Annotated in this window: 17 protein-coding genes and 1 tRNA gene; 8 read left to right on the top strand and 10 right to left on the bottom strand. The window is 73.5% G+C overall.

What is annotated here, in order from left to right:
* Positions 1–14: 14 nt before the first annotated feature.
* Both rph and rdgB read left to right on the top strand, forming a co-directional pair.
* The gene (rph, locus tag IEZ03_RS12305; protein WP_184888121.1) at positions 15–749 is read left to right on the top strand and encodes a ribonuclease PH; all 735 of its coding nucleotides are present in this window, start codon (positions 15–17) and stop codon (positions 747–749) included.
* The gene (gene rdgB / locus IEZ03_RS12310; protein ID WP_184888119.1) at positions 746–1,351 is read left to right on the top strand and encodes an RdgB/HAM1 family non-canonical purine NTP pyrophosphatase; all 606 of its coding nucleotides are present in this window, start codon (positions 746–748) and stop codon (positions 1,349–1,351) included. The genes rph and rdgB overlap by 4 nt, the downstream gene beginning before the upstream one ends.
* Here rdgB and IEZ03_RS12315 read toward each other — a convergent pair.
* The 4 genes from IEZ03_RS12315 to IEZ03_RS12330 all read right to left on the bottom strand — a co-directional run bounded on the left by IEZ03_RS12315 (position 1,348) and on the right by IEZ03_RS12330 (position 5,087).
* Positions 1,348–2,289: an anti-sigma factor RsbA family regulatory protein gene (locus IEZ03_RS12315; RefSeq protein WP_229808237.1), complete on the bottom strand. Its 942-nt coding sequence runs from the start codon at positions 2,287–2,289 to the stop codon at positions 1,348–1,350. The genes rdgB and IEZ03_RS12315 overlap by 4 nt on opposite strands.
* 5 nt (positions 2,290–2,294) lie before the next feature.
* A complete protein-coding gene (locus tag IEZ03_RS12320) occupies positions 2,295–3,209 on the bottom strand; it encodes an MEDS and STAS domain-containing protein (RefSeq protein ID WP_184888115.1) in 915 nt (304 codons plus the stop codon).
* A 31-nt stretch (positions 3,210–3,240) separates the two neighbouring features.
* Positions 3,241–4,296, bottom strand: a complete 1,056-nt coding sequence (locus IEZ03_RS12325; RefSeq protein WP_184888113.1) for an anti-sigma factor RsbA family regulatory protein — start codon at positions 4,294–4,296, stop codon at positions 3,241–3,243.
* A 74-nt stretch (positions 4,297–4,370) separates the two neighbouring features.
* Positions 4,371–5,087, bottom strand: coding sequence for a TetR/AcrR family transcriptional regulator (locus IEZ03_RS12330; protein ID WP_184890882.1), 717 nt, complete (start codon positions 5,085–5,087; stop codon positions 4,371–4,373).
* A gap of 75 nt (positions 5,088–5,162) precedes the next feature.
* Between IEZ03_RS12330 and IEZ03_RS12335 the strand changes: the two genes are divergently transcribed.
* Together IEZ03_RS12335 and IEZ03_RS12340 are read left to right on the top strand one after the other, a co-directional pair.
* The gene (locus IEZ03_RS12335) at positions 5,163–6,776 is read left to right on the top strand and encodes an MFS transporter (RefSeq protein WP_184888111.1); all 1,614 of its coding nucleotides are present in this window, start codon (positions 5,163–5,165) and stop codon (positions 6,774–6,776) included.
* Positions 6,739–6,823, top strand: a tRNA-Leu gene (locus IEZ03_RS12340). Before IEZ03_RS12335 ends, IEZ03_RS12340 begins: the two co-directional genes overlap by 38 nt.
* A 56-nt stretch (positions 6,824–6,879) precedes the next feature.
* Here IEZ03_RS12340 and bcp read toward each other — a convergent pair.
* On the bottom strand, positions 6,880–7,347 hold the full coding sequence (bcp, locus tag IEZ03_RS12345; protein WP_184888109.1) for a thioredoxin-dependent thiol peroxidase: 468 nt from the start codon (positions 7,345–7,347) through the stop codon (positions 6,880–6,882).
* Positions 7,348–7,488: 141 nt separating this feature from the next.
* Here bcp and IEZ03_RS12350 point away from each other — a divergent pair, with 141 nt between their 5' ends.
* A complete protein-coding gene (locus IEZ03_RS12350; RefSeq protein WP_184888107.1) occupies positions 7,489–7,797 on the top strand; it encodes a DUF3618 domain-containing protein in 309 nt (102 codons plus the stop codon).
* Here the strand turns inward: IEZ03_RS12350 and IEZ03_RS12355 are convergent.
* From IEZ03_RS12355 to IEZ03_RS12375, 5 genes are all read right to left on the bottom strand, one after another.
* On the bottom strand, positions 7,748–8,047 hold the full coding sequence (locus tag IEZ03_RS12355) for an anti-sigma factor family protein (RefSeq protein WP_221480876.1): 300 nt from the start codon (positions 8,045–8,047) through the stop codon (positions 7,748–7,750). The two genes, IEZ03_RS12350 and IEZ03_RS12355, sit on opposite strands and share 50 nt — an antisense overlap.
* Before the next feature lie 52 nt (positions 8,048–8,099).
* Positions 8,100–9,368 (bottom strand): family 4 glycosyl hydrolase, encoded by a 1,269-nt coding sequence (locus tag IEZ03_RS12360; RefSeq protein ID WP_184888105.1) that lies wholly within the window; start codon positions 9,366–9,368, stop codon positions 8,100–8,102.
* Entirely contained in the window at positions 9,365–10,039 is a 675-nt protein-coding gene (locus tag IEZ03_RS12365; protein ID WP_184888103.1) for an SIMPL domain-containing protein, read from the bottom strand. Before IEZ03_RS12365 ends, IEZ03_RS12360 begins: the two co-directional genes overlap by 4 nt.
* Positions 10,040–10,202: 163 nt before the next feature.
* Positions 10,203–11,387, bottom strand: coding sequence for an amino acid deaminase/aldolase (locus IEZ03_RS12370; protein WP_184888101.1), 1,185 nt, complete (start codon positions 11,385–11,387; stop codon positions 10,203–10,205).
* Positions 11,388–11,439: 52 nt separating this feature from the next.
* Complete coding sequence (locus tag IEZ03_RS12375) at positions 11,440–12,384, bottom strand: CE1 family esterase (RefSeq protein WP_184888099.1); 945 nt, start codon at positions 12,382–12,384, stop codon at positions 11,440–11,442.
* Between the two features lie 199 nt (positions 12,385–12,583).
* Between IEZ03_RS12375 and purU the strand changes: the two genes are divergently transcribed.
* The 3 genes from purU (at position 12,584) to IEZ03_RS12390 (ending at position 14,724) form a co-directional block, all read left to right on the top strand.
* Entirely contained in the window at positions 12,584–13,432 is an 849-nt protein-coding gene (gene purU, locus IEZ03_RS12380) for a formyltetrahydrofolate deformylase (RefSeq protein WP_132054874.1), read from the top strand.
* Positions 13,433–13,553: 121 nt separating this feature from the next.
* Complete coding sequence (locus IEZ03_RS12385) at positions 13,554–14,162, top strand: DUF6286 domain-containing protein (protein ID WP_184888096.1); 609 nt, start codon at positions 13,554–13,556, stop codon at positions 14,160–14,162.
* A gap of 1 nt (position 14,163) precedes the next feature.
* Positions 14,164–14,724: a hypothetical protein gene (locus IEZ03_RS12390; protein WP_184888094.1), complete on the top strand. Its 561-nt coding sequence runs from the start codon at positions 14,164–14,166 to the stop codon at positions 14,722–14,724.
* Positions 14,725–14,848: the final 124 nt, after the last annotated feature.

Here is a 14,848-nt window from a genome sequence, read left to right on the forward strand (position 1 = left end):
CTAGGGTTGGAGCCATGCCTCGCCCCGATGACCGTGCGCCCGACCAGCTCCGTCCCGTCCGCATCCAGCGCGGATGGCTCGACCACGCGGAAGGGTCGGTGCTGATCGAGTTCGGCGCGACCCGGGTGCTGTGCGCGGCGTCCGTGCAGGACTCGGTGCCCCGGTGGCGCCGCGACAGCGGCCTCGGCTGGGTCACCGCCGAGTACGCGATGCTGCCCCGCGCCACCAACACCCGCAACGACCGCGAGTCCGTCAAGGGGCGGATCGGCGGGCGCACCCACGAGATCTCCCGGCTGATCGGCCGCTCCGTCCGGGCCTGCCTCGACTTCAAGGCGCTCGGGGAGAACACCGTCCAGCTCGACTGCGACGTCCTCCAGGCGGACGGCGGCACGCGCACCGCCGCGATCACCGGCGCGTACGTGGCGCTGGCCGACGCGGTGAGCTGGATGCGCGAGCGCAAGCTGCTGAAGGGCGACCCGCTCATCGCCTCGGTGTCGGCGATCAGCGTCGGCGTCGTGGACGGGGAGCCCCGCCTCGACCTCTGCTACGAGGAGGACTCCGCCGCCGGCACCGACATGAACGTGGTGTGCACCGGCGACGGGCGGTTCGTCGAGGTGCAGGGCACCGCCGAGGGCACCCCGTTCGACCGCTCCGAGCTGGACGCGCTGCTCGACCTCGCGGCGGGCGGCTGCGCCGAGCTGACCCGCCTCCAGGCCGAGGCCCTCGGCGCGGGGGCCCGAGCCCGATGAGCAGGATCGTCCTCGCGAGCCACAACGGGGGCAAGGTCGCCGAGCTGCGGCGGATCCTCGGCGGTCTCGACATCGTCGGCCTCGACGAGTTCCCCGGCGCTCCTGACGTGGCCGAGACCGAGCTGACGTTCGAGGGCAACGCGCTGCTCAAGGCCCGCGCGATCGCCGCGTTCACCGGCCTGCCCGCGGTCGCGGACGATTCCGGCCTGTGCGTGGACGCGCTGAACGGCATGCCGGGCGTGCTGTCGGCCCGCTGGTCGGGACGGTTCGGCGCAGGAGGAAACCGCGACCTCGCCAACCTCCAGCTGCTGCTCGACCAGGTCGCCGACGTGGCCGACGAGCAGCGGGGAGCGGCGTTCGTGTGCGCGGCCGTCCTCGTCGTCCCCGGCGGCGCCGAGCACTGCGTCGAGGGACGGATGCGCGGCGCGCTGATCCGCGAGCCGCGCGGCACCGGCGGCTTCGGCTACGATCCGGTCTTCGTCCCGGACGGCGAGACCCGCACGACCGCGGAGATGGCCCCGCAGGAGAAGGACGCCATCAGCCACCGCGGCAAGGCGTTCCGTGCCCTCGCCGACATCGTCGCCGCGGCCGGCCTCCCCTAGGCCCCGGCAGGCTCCGAGGCGCTGCGGGAGACGCTCAGCCGGACGAAGGTGCCGTCCCAGCCCGCCTGGATCTCCACCAGGTCGACCAGGAGGCGGACGGTCCACAGCCCGAAGCCGCGCTGGAGGGCGGTTTCCGGCGGGATGAACCCGGTCAGCGGGTTGGGGGGCGGGCGCCAGAAGCCGTTGTCGCCGATCTCGCAGACGACGTCGTCGCCGTCCCGCCAGATCCACAGGCCGGCCGGCGGCGTGCCGTGCTGCAGCGCGTTGGCCGCGACCTCGTTCGCGGCCGTGACGAGGTTCTGCGCCGGCCGCTTCGGGAGGCCGTGCCGGGCGGCGCGCTCGCCGACGAACGCCCGCAGGACGTGCAGGTCGGCGCCGGCGACGGGGAGGTACTCGGCGTCGCGGGGCCGGCCGGTGCGCGGGCCGCGGTCGCAGGCCGTCCCGACCGTCACCGGGTCGACGTACTCGTGGTTCAGCCCCTCGTGCTCGGACGACAGCAGCAGGGGGTGCGTCCGCTTCGCCTCCGCGACGACGCGGGGCGGCAGCGTGCCGGTGTCGTACGGGCACAGCGCACGCGCGCCGGAACTCGCGAACACCACGTTGATGAGTGACTCGTACCGGATCCACTCCAGCGTCTGCCGCTCGTCCCAGCCCTGCCAGACGGGTTCGGCCAGCGCGCACACGCGGCGCGGCGCGCTCTGCTTCACGACGTGCTGGTAGTCGCGCAGGGTGCGGACGGGATGCCGGTAGAACTCCGCCGAGTCGACGAACGCGATCGGCTGGCCGGGCCCGGCGAAGACGTCCCTGAGCGCGGTCAGCCTCGGTTCGGGGACGACGGCGATGACGCTCTGGTCGTTCGCCAGCCCGTCCTTCAGATACGGCACGGTGACCGAGAGGAAGTCGTCGATGTCGCGGTACAGGAAAGCCTTGTGCTCCATGGCCATCAGGTGATCCCCTCCGGGTCCGGGGAGGTGCGCCGGCCGCCGCGGACGAGGCCCGGGAGCCGGTGCCAGCCGACCATCTCGATGACGTTCTCCACGTCGGGCGCCAGGTGGTCGAGGACCAGCGGCTCGCCGGCGGGCAGCCCGGTGGCGTGCCGGGCCATCAGGTGCAGGCCGCCGAGGTCGATGAAGCCGAGCCTGGACAGGTCGAGGTGGACGCGGCGGCGGTCGGTGCTCACCTGGGCGAGCTGCTCGGCGAACACCGAGTGCCGCGCCGCGTCCAGCTCCCCTTCGAGCCGCAGGCCGTCGGGTTCGAACGTGCGCACTATCTTCAGGATCCCGTCGTCGTATTCGGGGTTCACTTCCACGAGGACCTCGTGTGTGTCACGGAGGGCGGCGAGCTCGTCCGGCCGGAGCGCGTGCCTGTCGATCTGGCAGATCGCCATCGCCATCGTGCTCGGCGACACCGCGTCGCCGACGCGGTGCTCGCACCCCAGCATCCGGGCCAGGTCGGGCGGCCCGGGCGGCTTCAGCAGCCAGCTGTAGTCGGTGGTGAGGCGGACGGCGCGGAAGCCCTCGTCGAACGCCTTGTCGACCTCGCGGCCGAGCGTGTCCAGCATCATGGCGGGCTCGAACCCGCCCCGACGGTCCAGGCAGGCGTCCCGCCGCGAGATCACCCGCAGCTGGCCCGCCCGGCTGTAGGCGTCCACGTCGATCCCGTGCCGGGGGCCGACGCCGGGCAGCCGGTGGGCCGGGGCGTCGGTGACGTAGACGACCTTCTCGGTGGTCCGCAGGCCCTCCCGCACGAAGGTCCCGATGACCTGGTCGCGCTCCTCGGAACCGCTGTAGGCCAGCCAGCCGTGATCGCCCGGCCGGACTTCTCCGACGGGACGTTCGGCGAACCAGGGTGTCTCCATGGCCTGCCCATCGAGATCGGTGGTGTGTGCATCAGCGTACGCCGCTCGGAGGGTTTTGGAAGCCCAACGCACGGAAGCCCTCACTCTCCGTCCGGGGTCCGGCGCCGGCCGCGCCGGGGAGCGCGAGCCTGAGCCGGACGGTGCTGCCGCCCTCGCCCGTCCTGATCTGGACGGCCGCGCACAGGAGCCGCACGGCCCACAGCCCGAACCGGCTCCCGAACGCGGTGCTCCCGGGACGCGGCGGGATGAGCCCGTAGCCGGTTCCGGGCGCCCACCGGCCCTCGTCGGCGACCTCGCAGACGAGGGCGGGCGCGGTGCCCGGCTCCGTCCACATGCGCAGGACGATGGGCGGCTCGCCGTGCCGCATCGCGTTGGTCACGACCTCGGTCACCGCGACCAGGAGGCGCTGGAGGTCCTCGTCGGGAAGCGCCGTCTGGCGGGCGTACTCGGTGACGTAGGCGCGCAGCCAGTACAGGTCGGCCTTGTCGAGCCGGAGCTCGTCGGCGTCCGGCGGCGGCGCGGGCAGCGGCTCGCGGTCGCACTGCGCGCAGTACGACCAGGGGTCGACGAAACCGGGGTTGGGCACGGCCTGCCCGCCGCGCACGGTCTCCGGGTGGGTCTTGCGGGCCGCCGCGACGATGCCCGCCGGCAGCGACGTCGAGTACGGGCACATGAGCGCGGCGCCGGTGTCGCGGAACGCGACGTTGAGGACGGCCTCGATCCGCTGCCACTCGACGACCTCCGGCGGGGTCCGCGACGTCCACGCCGGCTCGCCGAGGACGCGCAGCCGGCTTCCCCGCCCGGTGGCGTCGTCGGCCGCGCTCAGGCAGTCGGCCAGCGTCCGCGCGGGGTGGCGGTACCAGTCCCGCGGCTCCTGGAACTCGACGCCGGCGTCGGCGGGGCCGAGCGCGTCGCGCAGCAGCATCTCCTGGCCGGTCCCGCAGACGGCGACGACGCGGTCGCCCGCGGCGAGCCCGTCCGCGAGGAAGGGGAGGGCGCCGTCGAGGAACCGGTCCGCCCCGTCGTAGGGCAGCAGGCGGTGCGTGAAGGACGTGTGCACGACGTTCCCCGGCGAACTTGTGATCATGGTGTCACCGACTGTGCCGACGGGCGGACTCATCAAGCCTAGGCCGCCCGCGGCGGCCCTGCCGAGGTCGTTTTTCAAATAATGCGGGCGAACTCATGGGTTTTTGTCCGCAATTCTGGCGCGGACCCGTCCGTTACCCGGGCCGACCGTGCACCGGCCGGGGCGCCGGGCCGGGACCGGCGCGGCGGCCCGTACAGCACCGCGCGCAGACCCGGCGCGAGCCGCGCCGCCAATTCATCGCGCGGCATCGACGCGACCGGTTCCACGCCGAGGAGATGGCGCGTGAAGATGACGCCGGCGAGCTGCGCGCCGAACACGCCCGCCCGGCCCCGGACGTCGGCGGTCACCGCGCCCGTGCCGGCCAGGTGGTCGGCGATGCGGCCGATCAGCTCGTCCTGGACGATCTCCTGCAGCAGCCGTCCGAGCTCGGGCTCCTGCGCCGCCGCCCGCACCATGAGCACGAGCGGGCGGCCGCCCTCGGGGTCGTCCCACGCGGTGAGCAGCGCGCGCAGGACGCGTTCGGGCAGCGTCGCGGGGTCGCCGGGGAGCGCGCCCGCGAGCACCTCCGGAGGGTTGGCGACCAGACCCAGCACCGCGCCGAACAGCCCCTTCTTCGACCCGAAGAAGTAGCTGATCAGCGCGGCGTCGACGCCCGCCTCGGCGGCGATGGAGCGCATCGTGACCGGCCCGTAGCCGTCGGACAGGAACCGGCGGCGGGCCACCGCGAGGATCTCCCGCCGGGTGTCCGGGCTCCCGCGCCGCCGCCCGCGCGAGGCCCCCGATTTATTCATCACGGTTGAAATATAGCCGGTGCGGCGGCCAGATTCGAGGTGGCCGAAGAGAGAAGACGCACTAGGAGGCTCGCCATGGCCGCCGTCATTCCGGAGGGGCGAACCGCGCACCGCGCGGTCCTGCCCACCGTGATGCTCTCCCTCGCCACGGTGGTGTCCGCCGTGGCGTCCCTCAACACCGCCGTCCCGTCCATCGCCCGCGACACCGGCGCCGGGCAGACGGAACTGGCGTGGATCATCGACGCGTACGCGCTCGTCTTCGCGGCGCTGCTGCTGCTGGGCGGCGCCATCGGCGACCGCTACGGGCGCCGCCGCGCCCTCACCGCCGGGCTCGTCGTCTTCGGCGCGGGCTCGGCCGCCGCCGCGCTGGTCAGCGACCCGAACTGGCTGATCGCGATGCGCGGCGTGCTCGGCGTCGGCGCGGCCCTCGTCATGCCCGCCACGCTGTCCACGATCACCTCGACGTTCGCCGCGGAGGCGCGCACCCGGGCGGTCGGCATGTGGGCGGGCGTCGCCGGCGCGAGCGCCGTCTTCGGGCTGCTCGCCTCCGGCACGCTGCTGGAGTTCTGGTCATGGCGCTCGGTGTTCGTGCTGAACGTCGTGCTGGCGGCGGCCGCGCTCATCGCGACGCTCGCGGCCGTCCCCGAGTCCGCCGAGCCGGACGCGCCGAAGCTGGACCTCACCGGTGCCGCCATCACCGTCGCCGGGCTGGGCCTGCTCGTCTACTCGATCATCGAGGCGCCCGTCGCGGGCTGGGCGAGCGTCCGGACACTCGCGGGCCTCGCCGCGGGCGTCCTCGTCCTCGCCGGCTTCGTCGCCTGGGAGCTGCGGCGGCCGCACCCGCTGCTCGACCCGCGGCTCTTCCGTATCCGGCCGTTCTCCGCCGGGACGCTGTCGATCACGCTGCAGTTCTTCGCCTTCTTCGGGTTCATCTTCATCGTCTTGCAGTACCTGCAGCTGGTGAAGGGCGACAGCGCGCTGATCGGCGCGCTGAGCCTCGTCCCCATGGCGCTCGCGATGATGCCGTCCGCCCGGGTCGTCGCGCCCCGGCTGGCCGCCCGGTTCGGCGCGCCCCGCGTCATCACCGCCGGGCTGCTGCTGGTGAGCGCGGCGCTGCTGGTCTTCTCCCTGCTGGACGAGACCAGCGGCTACTGGCTCCTGCTGGCGGGCCTGCTCCCGCTCGGCGCCGGCATGGGCCTCGCGATGACCCCCGCCACGGCCGCGATCATCGACGCGCTGCCCCGCGACAAGCAGGGCGTCGGGTCGGCGGTGAACGACCTGGCCAGGGAGCTCGGCGGGGCGCTCGGCATCGCCGTCCTCGGCAGCGTCCTGCAGTCCGGCTACCGCGCGAACCTGGCCCCGGAGGGCGTGCCGGCACCCGTCGCCGAGCAGGCGAAGGAGTCCCTGGCGATGGCGCTGCGGGCCGGGCCCGGGATCGCCGCGGAGGCCCGGACGGCGTTCGCCGCCGGCGTCCAGTCGGCGATGCTGACCGCCGCGATCGCGCTCGCCGGCACCGCCGTCGCGGTGGCCGCCCTGTCCCGCGCCCGCCGTGCCCGCACGGCGGACCCCGCCGGGCCGCCCGCGAACGGCGACCACCCACACCCCGCGGACCGAGCCGCTAAGCTGAACGCGCCTCCGGTGGGAGGCGCAGGCGGGCGTGGCGAAACCAGGTATACGCGGCAGGTTTAGGTCCTGTTGGTGGAGACACCGTGGGGGTTCGAATCCCCCCGCCCGCACCCTCCGCGTGCGAAGACCGGCCCGCGACGCGGGCCGGTCCTTTCGTGTCTCCGGTTCAGATGCCGAGGTCGCGGCGGAGGCGGTCCACGTGGCCGGTGGCCTTCACGTTGTAGTACGCCTTCTCGATCCTGCCGTCGGCGTCGATGAGGAAGGTGGAGCGGATCACGCCCACGACGACCTTGCCGTACAGCTTCTTCTCCCCGTACGCGCCGTACGCCTTCAGGACCTCGGCGTCCGGGTCGGAGAGCAGCGGGAAGGTCAGGCCCTCCTTCTCCCGGAACTTCGCGAGCTTGGCGGGCTTGTCGGGGGAGACGCCCACGACGGCGACGCCCGCGGCGTCGAGCTCGCCGAGGCTGCCCTCGAAGTCGACCGACTCCTTGGTGCAGCCGGGGGTCATGGCCGCCGGGTAGAAGTACAGGATCACGCGCTTGCCGCGCAGCGCGGCCAGCGACACCGGGGACCCGTCGGCGTCGGGAAGCTCGAACTCGGGGGCGACGTCGCCCGGCTGCAGCCGCTCGGACACCCTGTCCCGCCTTTCGCTCGGATGGTGGCTCCAACCGTACCGGGCCGGGGGGTGCGGCGGGCGTTCCGGGGGAAGACCTGCGAGACTGTCCGGATCATGCTTCGCTGGTCACGGTTTCGCCCCACACGATAAGGACACGGCATGGACGACAGGCCCAGCGACCCGGAGGCGCTGGAAAGGTACATAGAGCGCAACGTCCAGGAGCTCGCACGCACGGTCGACGAGATCGCCGACCGGACGAATCCGAAGAACGTCGCGCGGCGGGGCGCCGACCGGCTGAAAGAGGAGGCGGGTCAGGTCGCCAAGGCCGTCGGCGCGATGATCGGCGCGCCCGCGGACGCCGACGACCCGGAGCGCGGCGGGATCGACAAGCGCGTGGTGCTGGCGGGCGCCGCCGCCGTCACCGTGGCCGCCCTGGTCCTCTGGAGCCGTAGGCGCAGGCGCCGTTGAGGCCGTTCAGGGAGGCGCCGGTCCGCGGTCTGCGGCCGGCGCCTCTGCGCGTCACGGGGCCGTGGCCGGGCGCCTGCGGGACGCTGCGGGCGAGCAGCTCGGCGACGTCGCGCAGCTCGGCGAGTTCCGCGCGGCAGGACGGGCAGTCGCGCAGATGCGCCGACAGCTCGTCGGCCTCGGCGCCGGGCAGCCGTCCGAGGGCGTAGACGCCGAGGCCGATGCGGTACTCCCCGCAGTCCGTTCCTCCCACACCATTGGGTACGGGGCAGGGGCGTCCCCCGTTCAGGCGGACGAGGTCACGGTCAGGTGAACTGCGGCAGGTGGTCGCGGTGCGCGGCGAGCCCCTCGTCCAGGATCTTCTCCGCGGTGTGCTTGCCGCGGACGAACGGGTGCGCCATGAGGGCCTGCAGGGCGGTCCGGCGGTCGCCGGTGACGGCCGCCTCGGACGCGAGCCGCTCGTAGGCGTGGATCGCCTGGGTGAGCCCGCGCACCGGCCCGGGGAGCGGGCCCATCGTCAGCGGGACCGGCCCGGCGCGCCCGACCAGCGAGGGGACCTCGACGATCGCGTCGGCGTCCAGCGAGGAGATCGCGCCGTTGTTGCGCGTGTTGACGATCATCCGGCGGCCCTCGTCGCGGTGCAGGGCGCAGATGACGTCCACGGCGAACTCGCCGTGCTCCCCGCCGCCGCGCTCGCGGGACGGGTCGGGGTCGGCCTTCCGCGACTCGGCGGCGACCTGCTCGTAGTAGGCGGGGAGCATCGCGAGGATGTCCTGCGCGCGGGTCGTGCCCTTCGCGCGCAGCTCCTCGACCACGTCGTCGTGGAAGAAGTAGTACTTGGCGTAGGAGTTCGGCAGGAATCCGAGCGTCTTGGCGAGTTCGGCCATGCGGGACGGGTCGCGCCACGGCGTCGCACCGCCGCCCGGGATCTCCAGCTCGTCCAGCAGCCCCGGCAGGTCGAGCTCGTGGCCGTCGAGCCGGAGCCGCTGCGCCCAGGTGGCGTGGTTGAGGCCGATCCAGTCGGCCTCCAGCCCCTCGAACGGCAGGCCCAGCAGGTCGGCCCACATCTCGGTGTCCCCGATGGCCTGATCGCACAGTCCGATGACGCGCGCCCCGGTGGTGCGGGCGACGGCGTCGGTGACGATGTTCGTCGGGTTGGTGTAGTTGACGATCCAGGCGTCCGGCGCGGCCGCCGCGATCTCCAGCAGGACGGGCACGGACCGCAGCGCCATCAGGAACCCGCCCGGCCCGGCGGTCTCCTGCCCGACGACGCCGTGCCTGAGCGGGATCGACTCGTCCAGATGGCGCGCCGCGAGCCCGCCCGGACGGAACGTCGTGAACACGTAGGAGGCGCCGTCCAGCGCGGCCTTGAGGTCGGTGTGCGCGGAGACGGCGATGCCGGCGCCCCTGGCGGAGAACATGGCGCGGGCCAGCCGCGTCATGGTCACCAGCTGCCCGGTGTCGATGTCGTGGCAGGCCAGCTCGGTGCCCGCCAGGTCCTCGGCGCGGTGCAGGATTCCGCGGATCACGCCCGGCATGTAGCCGCTGCCGGCCCCGATGATCGCGATCTTCACCGGGGCTCCAGGTCGGGCGGCGACACGGTGAACCGGGCCTCGACCGCGGCCCGGACGACCTGCTTCGCGGGCTCCAGGTCGATCGGCTCGGGCTCCTCGGGCGCCCCGGCGGCCCGCCCGTACGCGGCGGCCAGCGTGACCGGGCCGCCCGCGTCCTGGGCCCTGCCGAGCCCCTCGTCCGACAGCTCGACGAGCCCGGTGAGCCGGGACCCGAGCGCCTCGGCGTACCGGCGGGCCCGCTCGACGGCCTCGTGGGCGGCCTGCCGCGCGGCCCGCGCGTAGACCTCGCTGTCCCGCCGCAGCAGCCACTCGGGCCCGTCCACGTAGGTGCGCTCCATGTCGCCCAGCCGGGTGACGAGCTCCCCGAGCACCCCGAAGTCCGCGACGACGACCTTGATCTGCACGGTCCCCCGATAGGCGCGGACGTCGCCCTCCCGCCGCTTGTACTTCAGCAGCGGCACGATCGACACCCCGCCCGTCTCCAGCTTCTCGACGGCGTCCCCGTACGACCTGACCAGCTCAAGGCACTGCCGGTTGCGCTCGGTCAGCCGGTCGAGCGCGTCCCGCCGGTCGGACTCCTGCGACTGGACATGCACCACCACCCGCGCGATCTCCGGCTCGACCTCAAGCACGGCCTCACCACGAACACTGATCAAGGGAGCATCGCTCATCCCCCCAACCTACGTCCCCACCCACCCCCAGGAGCCCAGAGCACCCCCCACCGTTTCGTTGACTTGCGGCGTGTTGTTGTTATGAAGCGCTTCATAACAACAACACGCCGCAAGTCAACGTCTTGTCGGCCCATGGGGATGCTTGGACGGGGGGCGCAGGGGGCTACAAGAAGGTGCGGCCTTCGCCTCTGTACGTCGGGACCGTGCCTACTACCTTGTCGTCTTCGATCAGGTGGAGGGTGTCGAAGCGTTCGCAGAGTTCGCCGGCCTTGGTGTGGCGGAACCAGACGCGGTCGCCGATGGCGAGGAGGTCGGCGGAGCGGCCGAGGAGGGGGGTCTGCACTTCGCCGGCGCCCTCGTTGGGGTCGTAGACGAGGCCGGTCGGCAGGTAGGGCTGGGGGAGGCGGACGGCGTCGGCGGGGCCGGAGGCGAGGTAGCCGCCGCCGAGGCAGGTCGCGACGCCGGGCGCGGGGCGGCGCACGACGGGGAGGGCGAAGAGCGCGGCGGGGCGTCCGCTGAAGTTGGAGTACTGGTCGAACAGGTGCGGCTGGTAGAGGCCGGAGCCCGCCGCGACCTCGGTGACAGCGCGTTCGGCGGCGGTCTTCTCGACGCTGCCGGTGCCGCCGCCGTTGACGAATTCGAGCTCGGTCAGTTCCGAGACGGTGCGGACGATCGCGGCGCGGCGCCGGGCGAGTTCGAGGCGGGACCGCTGCTGCATGGTGCGGATGACGCGGCCGCGGGCGGGACGTCCGGGCGGGACGTCGCCGACCCCGGCGATCTGCGATTCGTACGCCATCAGCCCGGCGAGGTGGAGCGAAGGCCGTTTGAGGATCTGCTCGGCGAACGCGCGGACCTGGGCGGGGGTGCGCAGCGGGGAGCGCAGCGCGCCGATCCGGACGCGTCCGGCGAGGGGGCGGTAGGAGGCGTCCACGTCGATGCAGACGCGGATGTCGCGGTCGCCGGCGGCGGACTCGATCAGGTCGAGGTGCTCGGGGCAGTCGACCATGAGCGTGACGGTGCGGGCGGCGGCGGGGTCGGCGGCGAGCGCGGCGATGGCGGTCCGGTCCGTGGTGGGGTAGGCGACGAGGATGTCGTCGCTGACGCCCTCCGCGGCCAGCCAGAGGGCTTCGGGGAGCGTGAACGCCATGACCCCGGCGAAGCCGTCCATGGCGAGGACGTCCTCCAGCAGCGGCCGGCAGCGCACCGACTTGCTCGCCACCCGGATGGGCTTGCCGGCGGCGCGGCGGACGAGGCCGGCGGCGTTCGCGCGGAAGGCCGCCAGGTCGACGACGGCGAACGGCGCCTCGATTGCGGCGGTCGCGGCGTCGTAGCGGTCCCGGAGGTTCATGGTGGTCAGACTGCCATAGAAACCCCGAATGTGAGAACCTCTCACGTACCGCTCATTCGGGACGCGGGTGCGCGGCGAAGAAGTCCCACAGCATGGCCCCGGCCCGGTCCGGCCATGCGTGCCGGCCTCCGTTGATCTTGCAGAAGGTCACCGCGACGCCCCGGTCGCCCTTCCCGGTGCTCTGGCACTCGGTGTTCCCGGTCAGCGCCTTGACCCGCCGCTCCGGCTCGGGCAGCCCGCCGGCCCGGCGCCAGAACTCGACCGCCTTCGACACGGGCGGGAACGGCCGCCGGTCGTTGAAGTCGCGGTTCCCGCCGCCGTTGTACGGGACGCTCCCGTCCGCCGTCCCGTGGAAGATCATCGCCGAGACGGGCTCGCCGGGGTCGCAGTCGGTCACCAGCGCGCCCTCCACGACCCCGATCGCCGCGACCTTGCCGGGCCGCTCGCAGGCCATCCGGTACGCCATCCCGGCGCCGTTGGAGAAGCCCGTCACGTAGACCCGCCTCGGGTCGGCCAGCCCCGCGCGGGTGAGCTTGTCGATCAGCTTGGTGAGGAACCCGACGTCGTCCACGTCGCCGATCTTCGCGGCGCCGCAGCAGTCGCCGGCGTTCCACGTCGTCATGAAGCCGTTGGGGTAGGCGACGAGGAATCCGTTCTCGTCGGACTGCCGGTTGAAGCCGGAGATCTCCTCCATCTTCTCCATCGTGGCGAGCCCGCCGTGCAGGGCGAGGACCAGCGCGGGCGGGTCGGCGGGCTTGCCGTCCCGCCATTCGCCGCCGGCCACCTTCGCCGGCACGTGCAGCAGGAACTCGCGGTGCCCGATCGTCCCCACGTCGAGCTTCTGCTTGTGCGTGCCCTGCGCGGTGGGGATGCCGTCCACCTTCGCGGGCCGTCTGTCCCCGCCCCCGTCCCCGTCTCCGCCGCCGTCGCCGGTCTCGGTCGTGCATCCCGCGAGAGCGAGGGTCACCGCCAGTACCACGAACCCGATTCGCCGCATGGAAGCAAAACTAACCTCAAAGCGAGCCCCCAAACTACTGATGAGTAGCCGCTCGCTCCGTCCCTCCCGGCTCGCCGTCGCGGGCGGTAAGGCGGCGGGAGGGACGGACGCCGCGTAAGCTCGATGGGGACACGCCCTGAGCTGCCCCATCGCGCCAGGGCCCCGCCTCGTCCCACCGCGAACACAAGAGTTGAGACCGTTGAACGAATATGTGCTGACCCTGTCGTGCCCCGACCGGCCCGGCATCGTCGCCGCCGTCTCGGGGCTGCTGGCCGAGCGCGGCTGCAACATCCTGGAGAGCCAGCAGTTCGGCGACGGCGACTCCGGCACCTTCTTCATGCGGGTGCAGTTCGCGACCCTGGACGACACCGACCCGGACGAGCTGCGCGGCGCGTTCGCGGCGCTGGTGCCCGAGCTCGGCCTGCAGTGGCGGCTGCACGCGCTCGCCGAGCGGCCGCGCGTGCTGATCATGGTGTCGAAGGGCGGGCACTGCCTCAACGACCTGCTGTACCGGACGCGCTCCGGGCTGCTCGACATAGACATCGTCGCGGTCGCGTCCAACCACCCCGACCTGCGGCCCCTCACCCAGTCGTACGGGATCGACTACCACCACCTGCCGGTCGGGCCGGGCGGCAAGGCCGCCCAGGAGGCCGAGATCCTGACGCTGGTCGAGCACTACGGCGCCGACCTCGTCGTCCTCGCCCGGTACATGCAGATACTCTCCGACGACTTCTGCGCCAAGCTGCCCGGCGCGATCATCAACATCCACCACTCGTTCCTGCCGAGCTTCAAGGGCGCCCGCCCCTACCACCAGGCGCACGCGCGCGGCGTGAAGCTGATCGGCGCCACCGCGCACTACGTGACCGCCGACCTGGACGAGGGGCCGATCATCGAGCAGGAGGTCGCCCGCGTCGACCACGGCCACAGCCCCGAGGAGCTGGTGGCGGTCGGCCGCGACGTCGAGTGCCTCGCCCTCGCCCGCGCGGTCCGCTGGCACTGCGAGCACCGCATCCTCCTCAACGGGGACCGCACGGTCGTCTTCCGCTGACCCGCGGCCCCCGCCACCCCGGCGAACGCGCGAGATGTCGGCATGGCGTGTTTCACTCCACGTGACAATGCCTCACCATGGGTGATGATGCCGGACGTGCCGATGGCTCACGGGGGTGGCTATGGCCGAGATGCTGGTCAGGGACCTGATCGAGGAGGAGCACAACAGGCGGCAGGCGCGGCGGCTCGCCGTCCGCGAGTTCCGGCCGCGCCGCGCGTTCGCGGGCTTCGCCGGCGCGCTGCTGGTGACCACGGGGTGCGGGGTCGCCGCCATCGAACTGCTGGCCGCCGCGCTCGGCTCCGGCGTCCACCCCGTGCCGGGCGTGGCCGCGGTGGCGGACGCGCTCCGGCGGCACACCTGGCGCGACGTCCTGCCGGCCGCGGGCGCGATCACCTTCGCCGGTGCCGCGTTCCTGCTGGCGGCGCTGCCGGGGCGGCTCAGGGGCGTCCCGCTCGCGGGCTCCGACCCGCGGCAGGCGGGCGCCATCGGACGCACCGCGCTGCGCCGGACGGTCGCGGACGCGGCGCTCGGCGTCCCCGGCATCGAACGCGCCCGCGTGCGCGGCCCGGGGCCGTTCCGCGGCGTCCTCGTCGTCCGCGTCACGACCGGCTACCGCAACCCGGCGAACCTGGCGGACCTCGTCCGCCAGGCGGTCGGCGCCCGGCTGGACCGCATCGAGCCGATGCGCCGGCCGCAGGTCGACGTCCGGCTCGGCTGGCGGAGGGACTGACATGCGCATCCCGATCGCGGCCACCGGGGCCGTCCTGCTCGCCTGCGGTGCCGCGGCGCTCGCCGCCGGGCTCGGCGCCTTCGGCGCGGCCGCCGCGGACGGCCCGCTGCTCGACCCCGCGCTCGCCCGGTTCGCCGGCGGCCACGGCTGGTTCCTGCCGGTCGCCGCGGGCGTCGCGGAGGTCCTGGCGCTCGCCGGGCAGCTGTGGCTGGTCGTCCAGGTCCGCCGCGTCGTCCACCGGTGGTGGCCGGACGTCGACCCGGAGACCCGCATCCGCGCCCGCGCGGCCGCGGACGACCTGAACCGGGACGCGCGCGCCATGCCCGGCGTCCGCGACTGCGGCGTGCGCCTTTCGGGGACGGCCGACCGGCCCCGCCTGCTGCTGCGGCTCGCCTGCGCGGGCGACACGCTGATCAGCGAGGTCTACGGCGAACTGGGCGCGGGCCCGGTGGAGCGCTACCGCGAAGCCGTCGGCATGCCCGACCTCCCCGTGGTGATCCGCTTCCGCCCGGACCTCCCACGCCCACCCCGCCGCCACCGCGCCCAACCCGAACCCGCCTGACCCGACCACCTCAGCCACCGCAGCAACCCCGCGACAACCTCAACGCTTGCGATCGCGTCCGAAGGCAGGTTTCGAGCGAAGCAAGAAACCTGATCGCGCAGCGAGCCGCTAGGCGAGCCGGAGC

This window comes from Actinomadura livida, from assembly GCF_014648675.1.
Taxonomy (GTDB): Bacteria; Actinomycetota; Actinomycetes; order Streptosporangiales; family Streptosporangiaceae; genus Spirillospora; species Spirillospora livida.

Bases quoted from the DNA above. Each gene is read 5' to 3' on its own strand.
- rph (WP_184888121.1), top strand. From the start codon at position 15: ATGCCTCGCCCCGATGACCGTGCGCCCGACCAGCTCCGTCCCGTCCGC.
- rdgB (WP_184888119.1), top strand. From the start codon at position 746: ATGAGCAGGATCGTCCTCGCGAGCCACAACGGGGGCAAGGTCGCCGAG.
- IEZ03_RS12315 (WP_229808237.1), bottom strand. From the start codon at position 2,289: ATGGAGCACAAGGCTTTCCTGTACCGCGACATCGACGACTTCCTCTCG.
- IEZ03_RS12320 (WP_184888115.1), bottom strand. From the start codon at position 3,209: ATGGAGACACCCTGGTTCGCCGAACGTCCCGTCGGAGAAGTCCGGCCG.
- IEZ03_RS12325 (WP_184888113.1), bottom strand. From the start codon at position 4,296: ATGATCACAAGTTCGCCGGGGAACGTCGTGCACACGTCCTTCACGCAC.
- IEZ03_RS12330 (WP_184890882.1), bottom strand. From the start codon at position 5,087: ATGAATAAATCGGGGGCCTCGCGCGGGCGGCGGCGCGGGAGCCCGGAC.
- IEZ03_RS12335 (WP_184888111.1), top strand. From the start codon at position 5,163: ATGGCCGCCGTCATTCCGGAGGGGCGAACCGCGCACCGCGCGGTCCTG.
- IEZ03_RS12350 (WP_184888107.1), top strand. From the start codon at position 7,489: ATGGACGACAGGCCCAGCGACCCGGAGGCGCTGGAAAGGTACATAGAG.
- IEZ03_RS12365 (WP_184888103.1), bottom strand. From the start codon at position 10,039: ATGAGCGATGCTCCCTTGATCAGTGTTCGTGGTGAGGCCGTGCTTGAG.
- IEZ03_RS12370 (WP_184888101.1), bottom strand. From the start codon at position 11,387: ATGAACCTCCGGGACCGCTACGACGCCGCGACCGCCGCAATCGAGGCG.
- IEZ03_RS12375 (WP_184888099.1), bottom strand. From the start codon at position 12,384: ATGCGGCGAATCGGGTTCGTGGTACTGGCGGTGACCCTCGCTCTCGCG.
- IEZ03_RS12385 (WP_184888096.1), top strand. From the start codon at position 13,554: ATGGCCGAGATGCTGGTCAGGGACCTGATCGAGGAGGAGCACAACAGG.
- IEZ03_RS12390 (WP_184888094.1), top strand. From the start codon at position 14,164: ATGCGCATCCCGATCGCGGCCACCGGGGCCGTCCTGCTCGCCTGCGGT.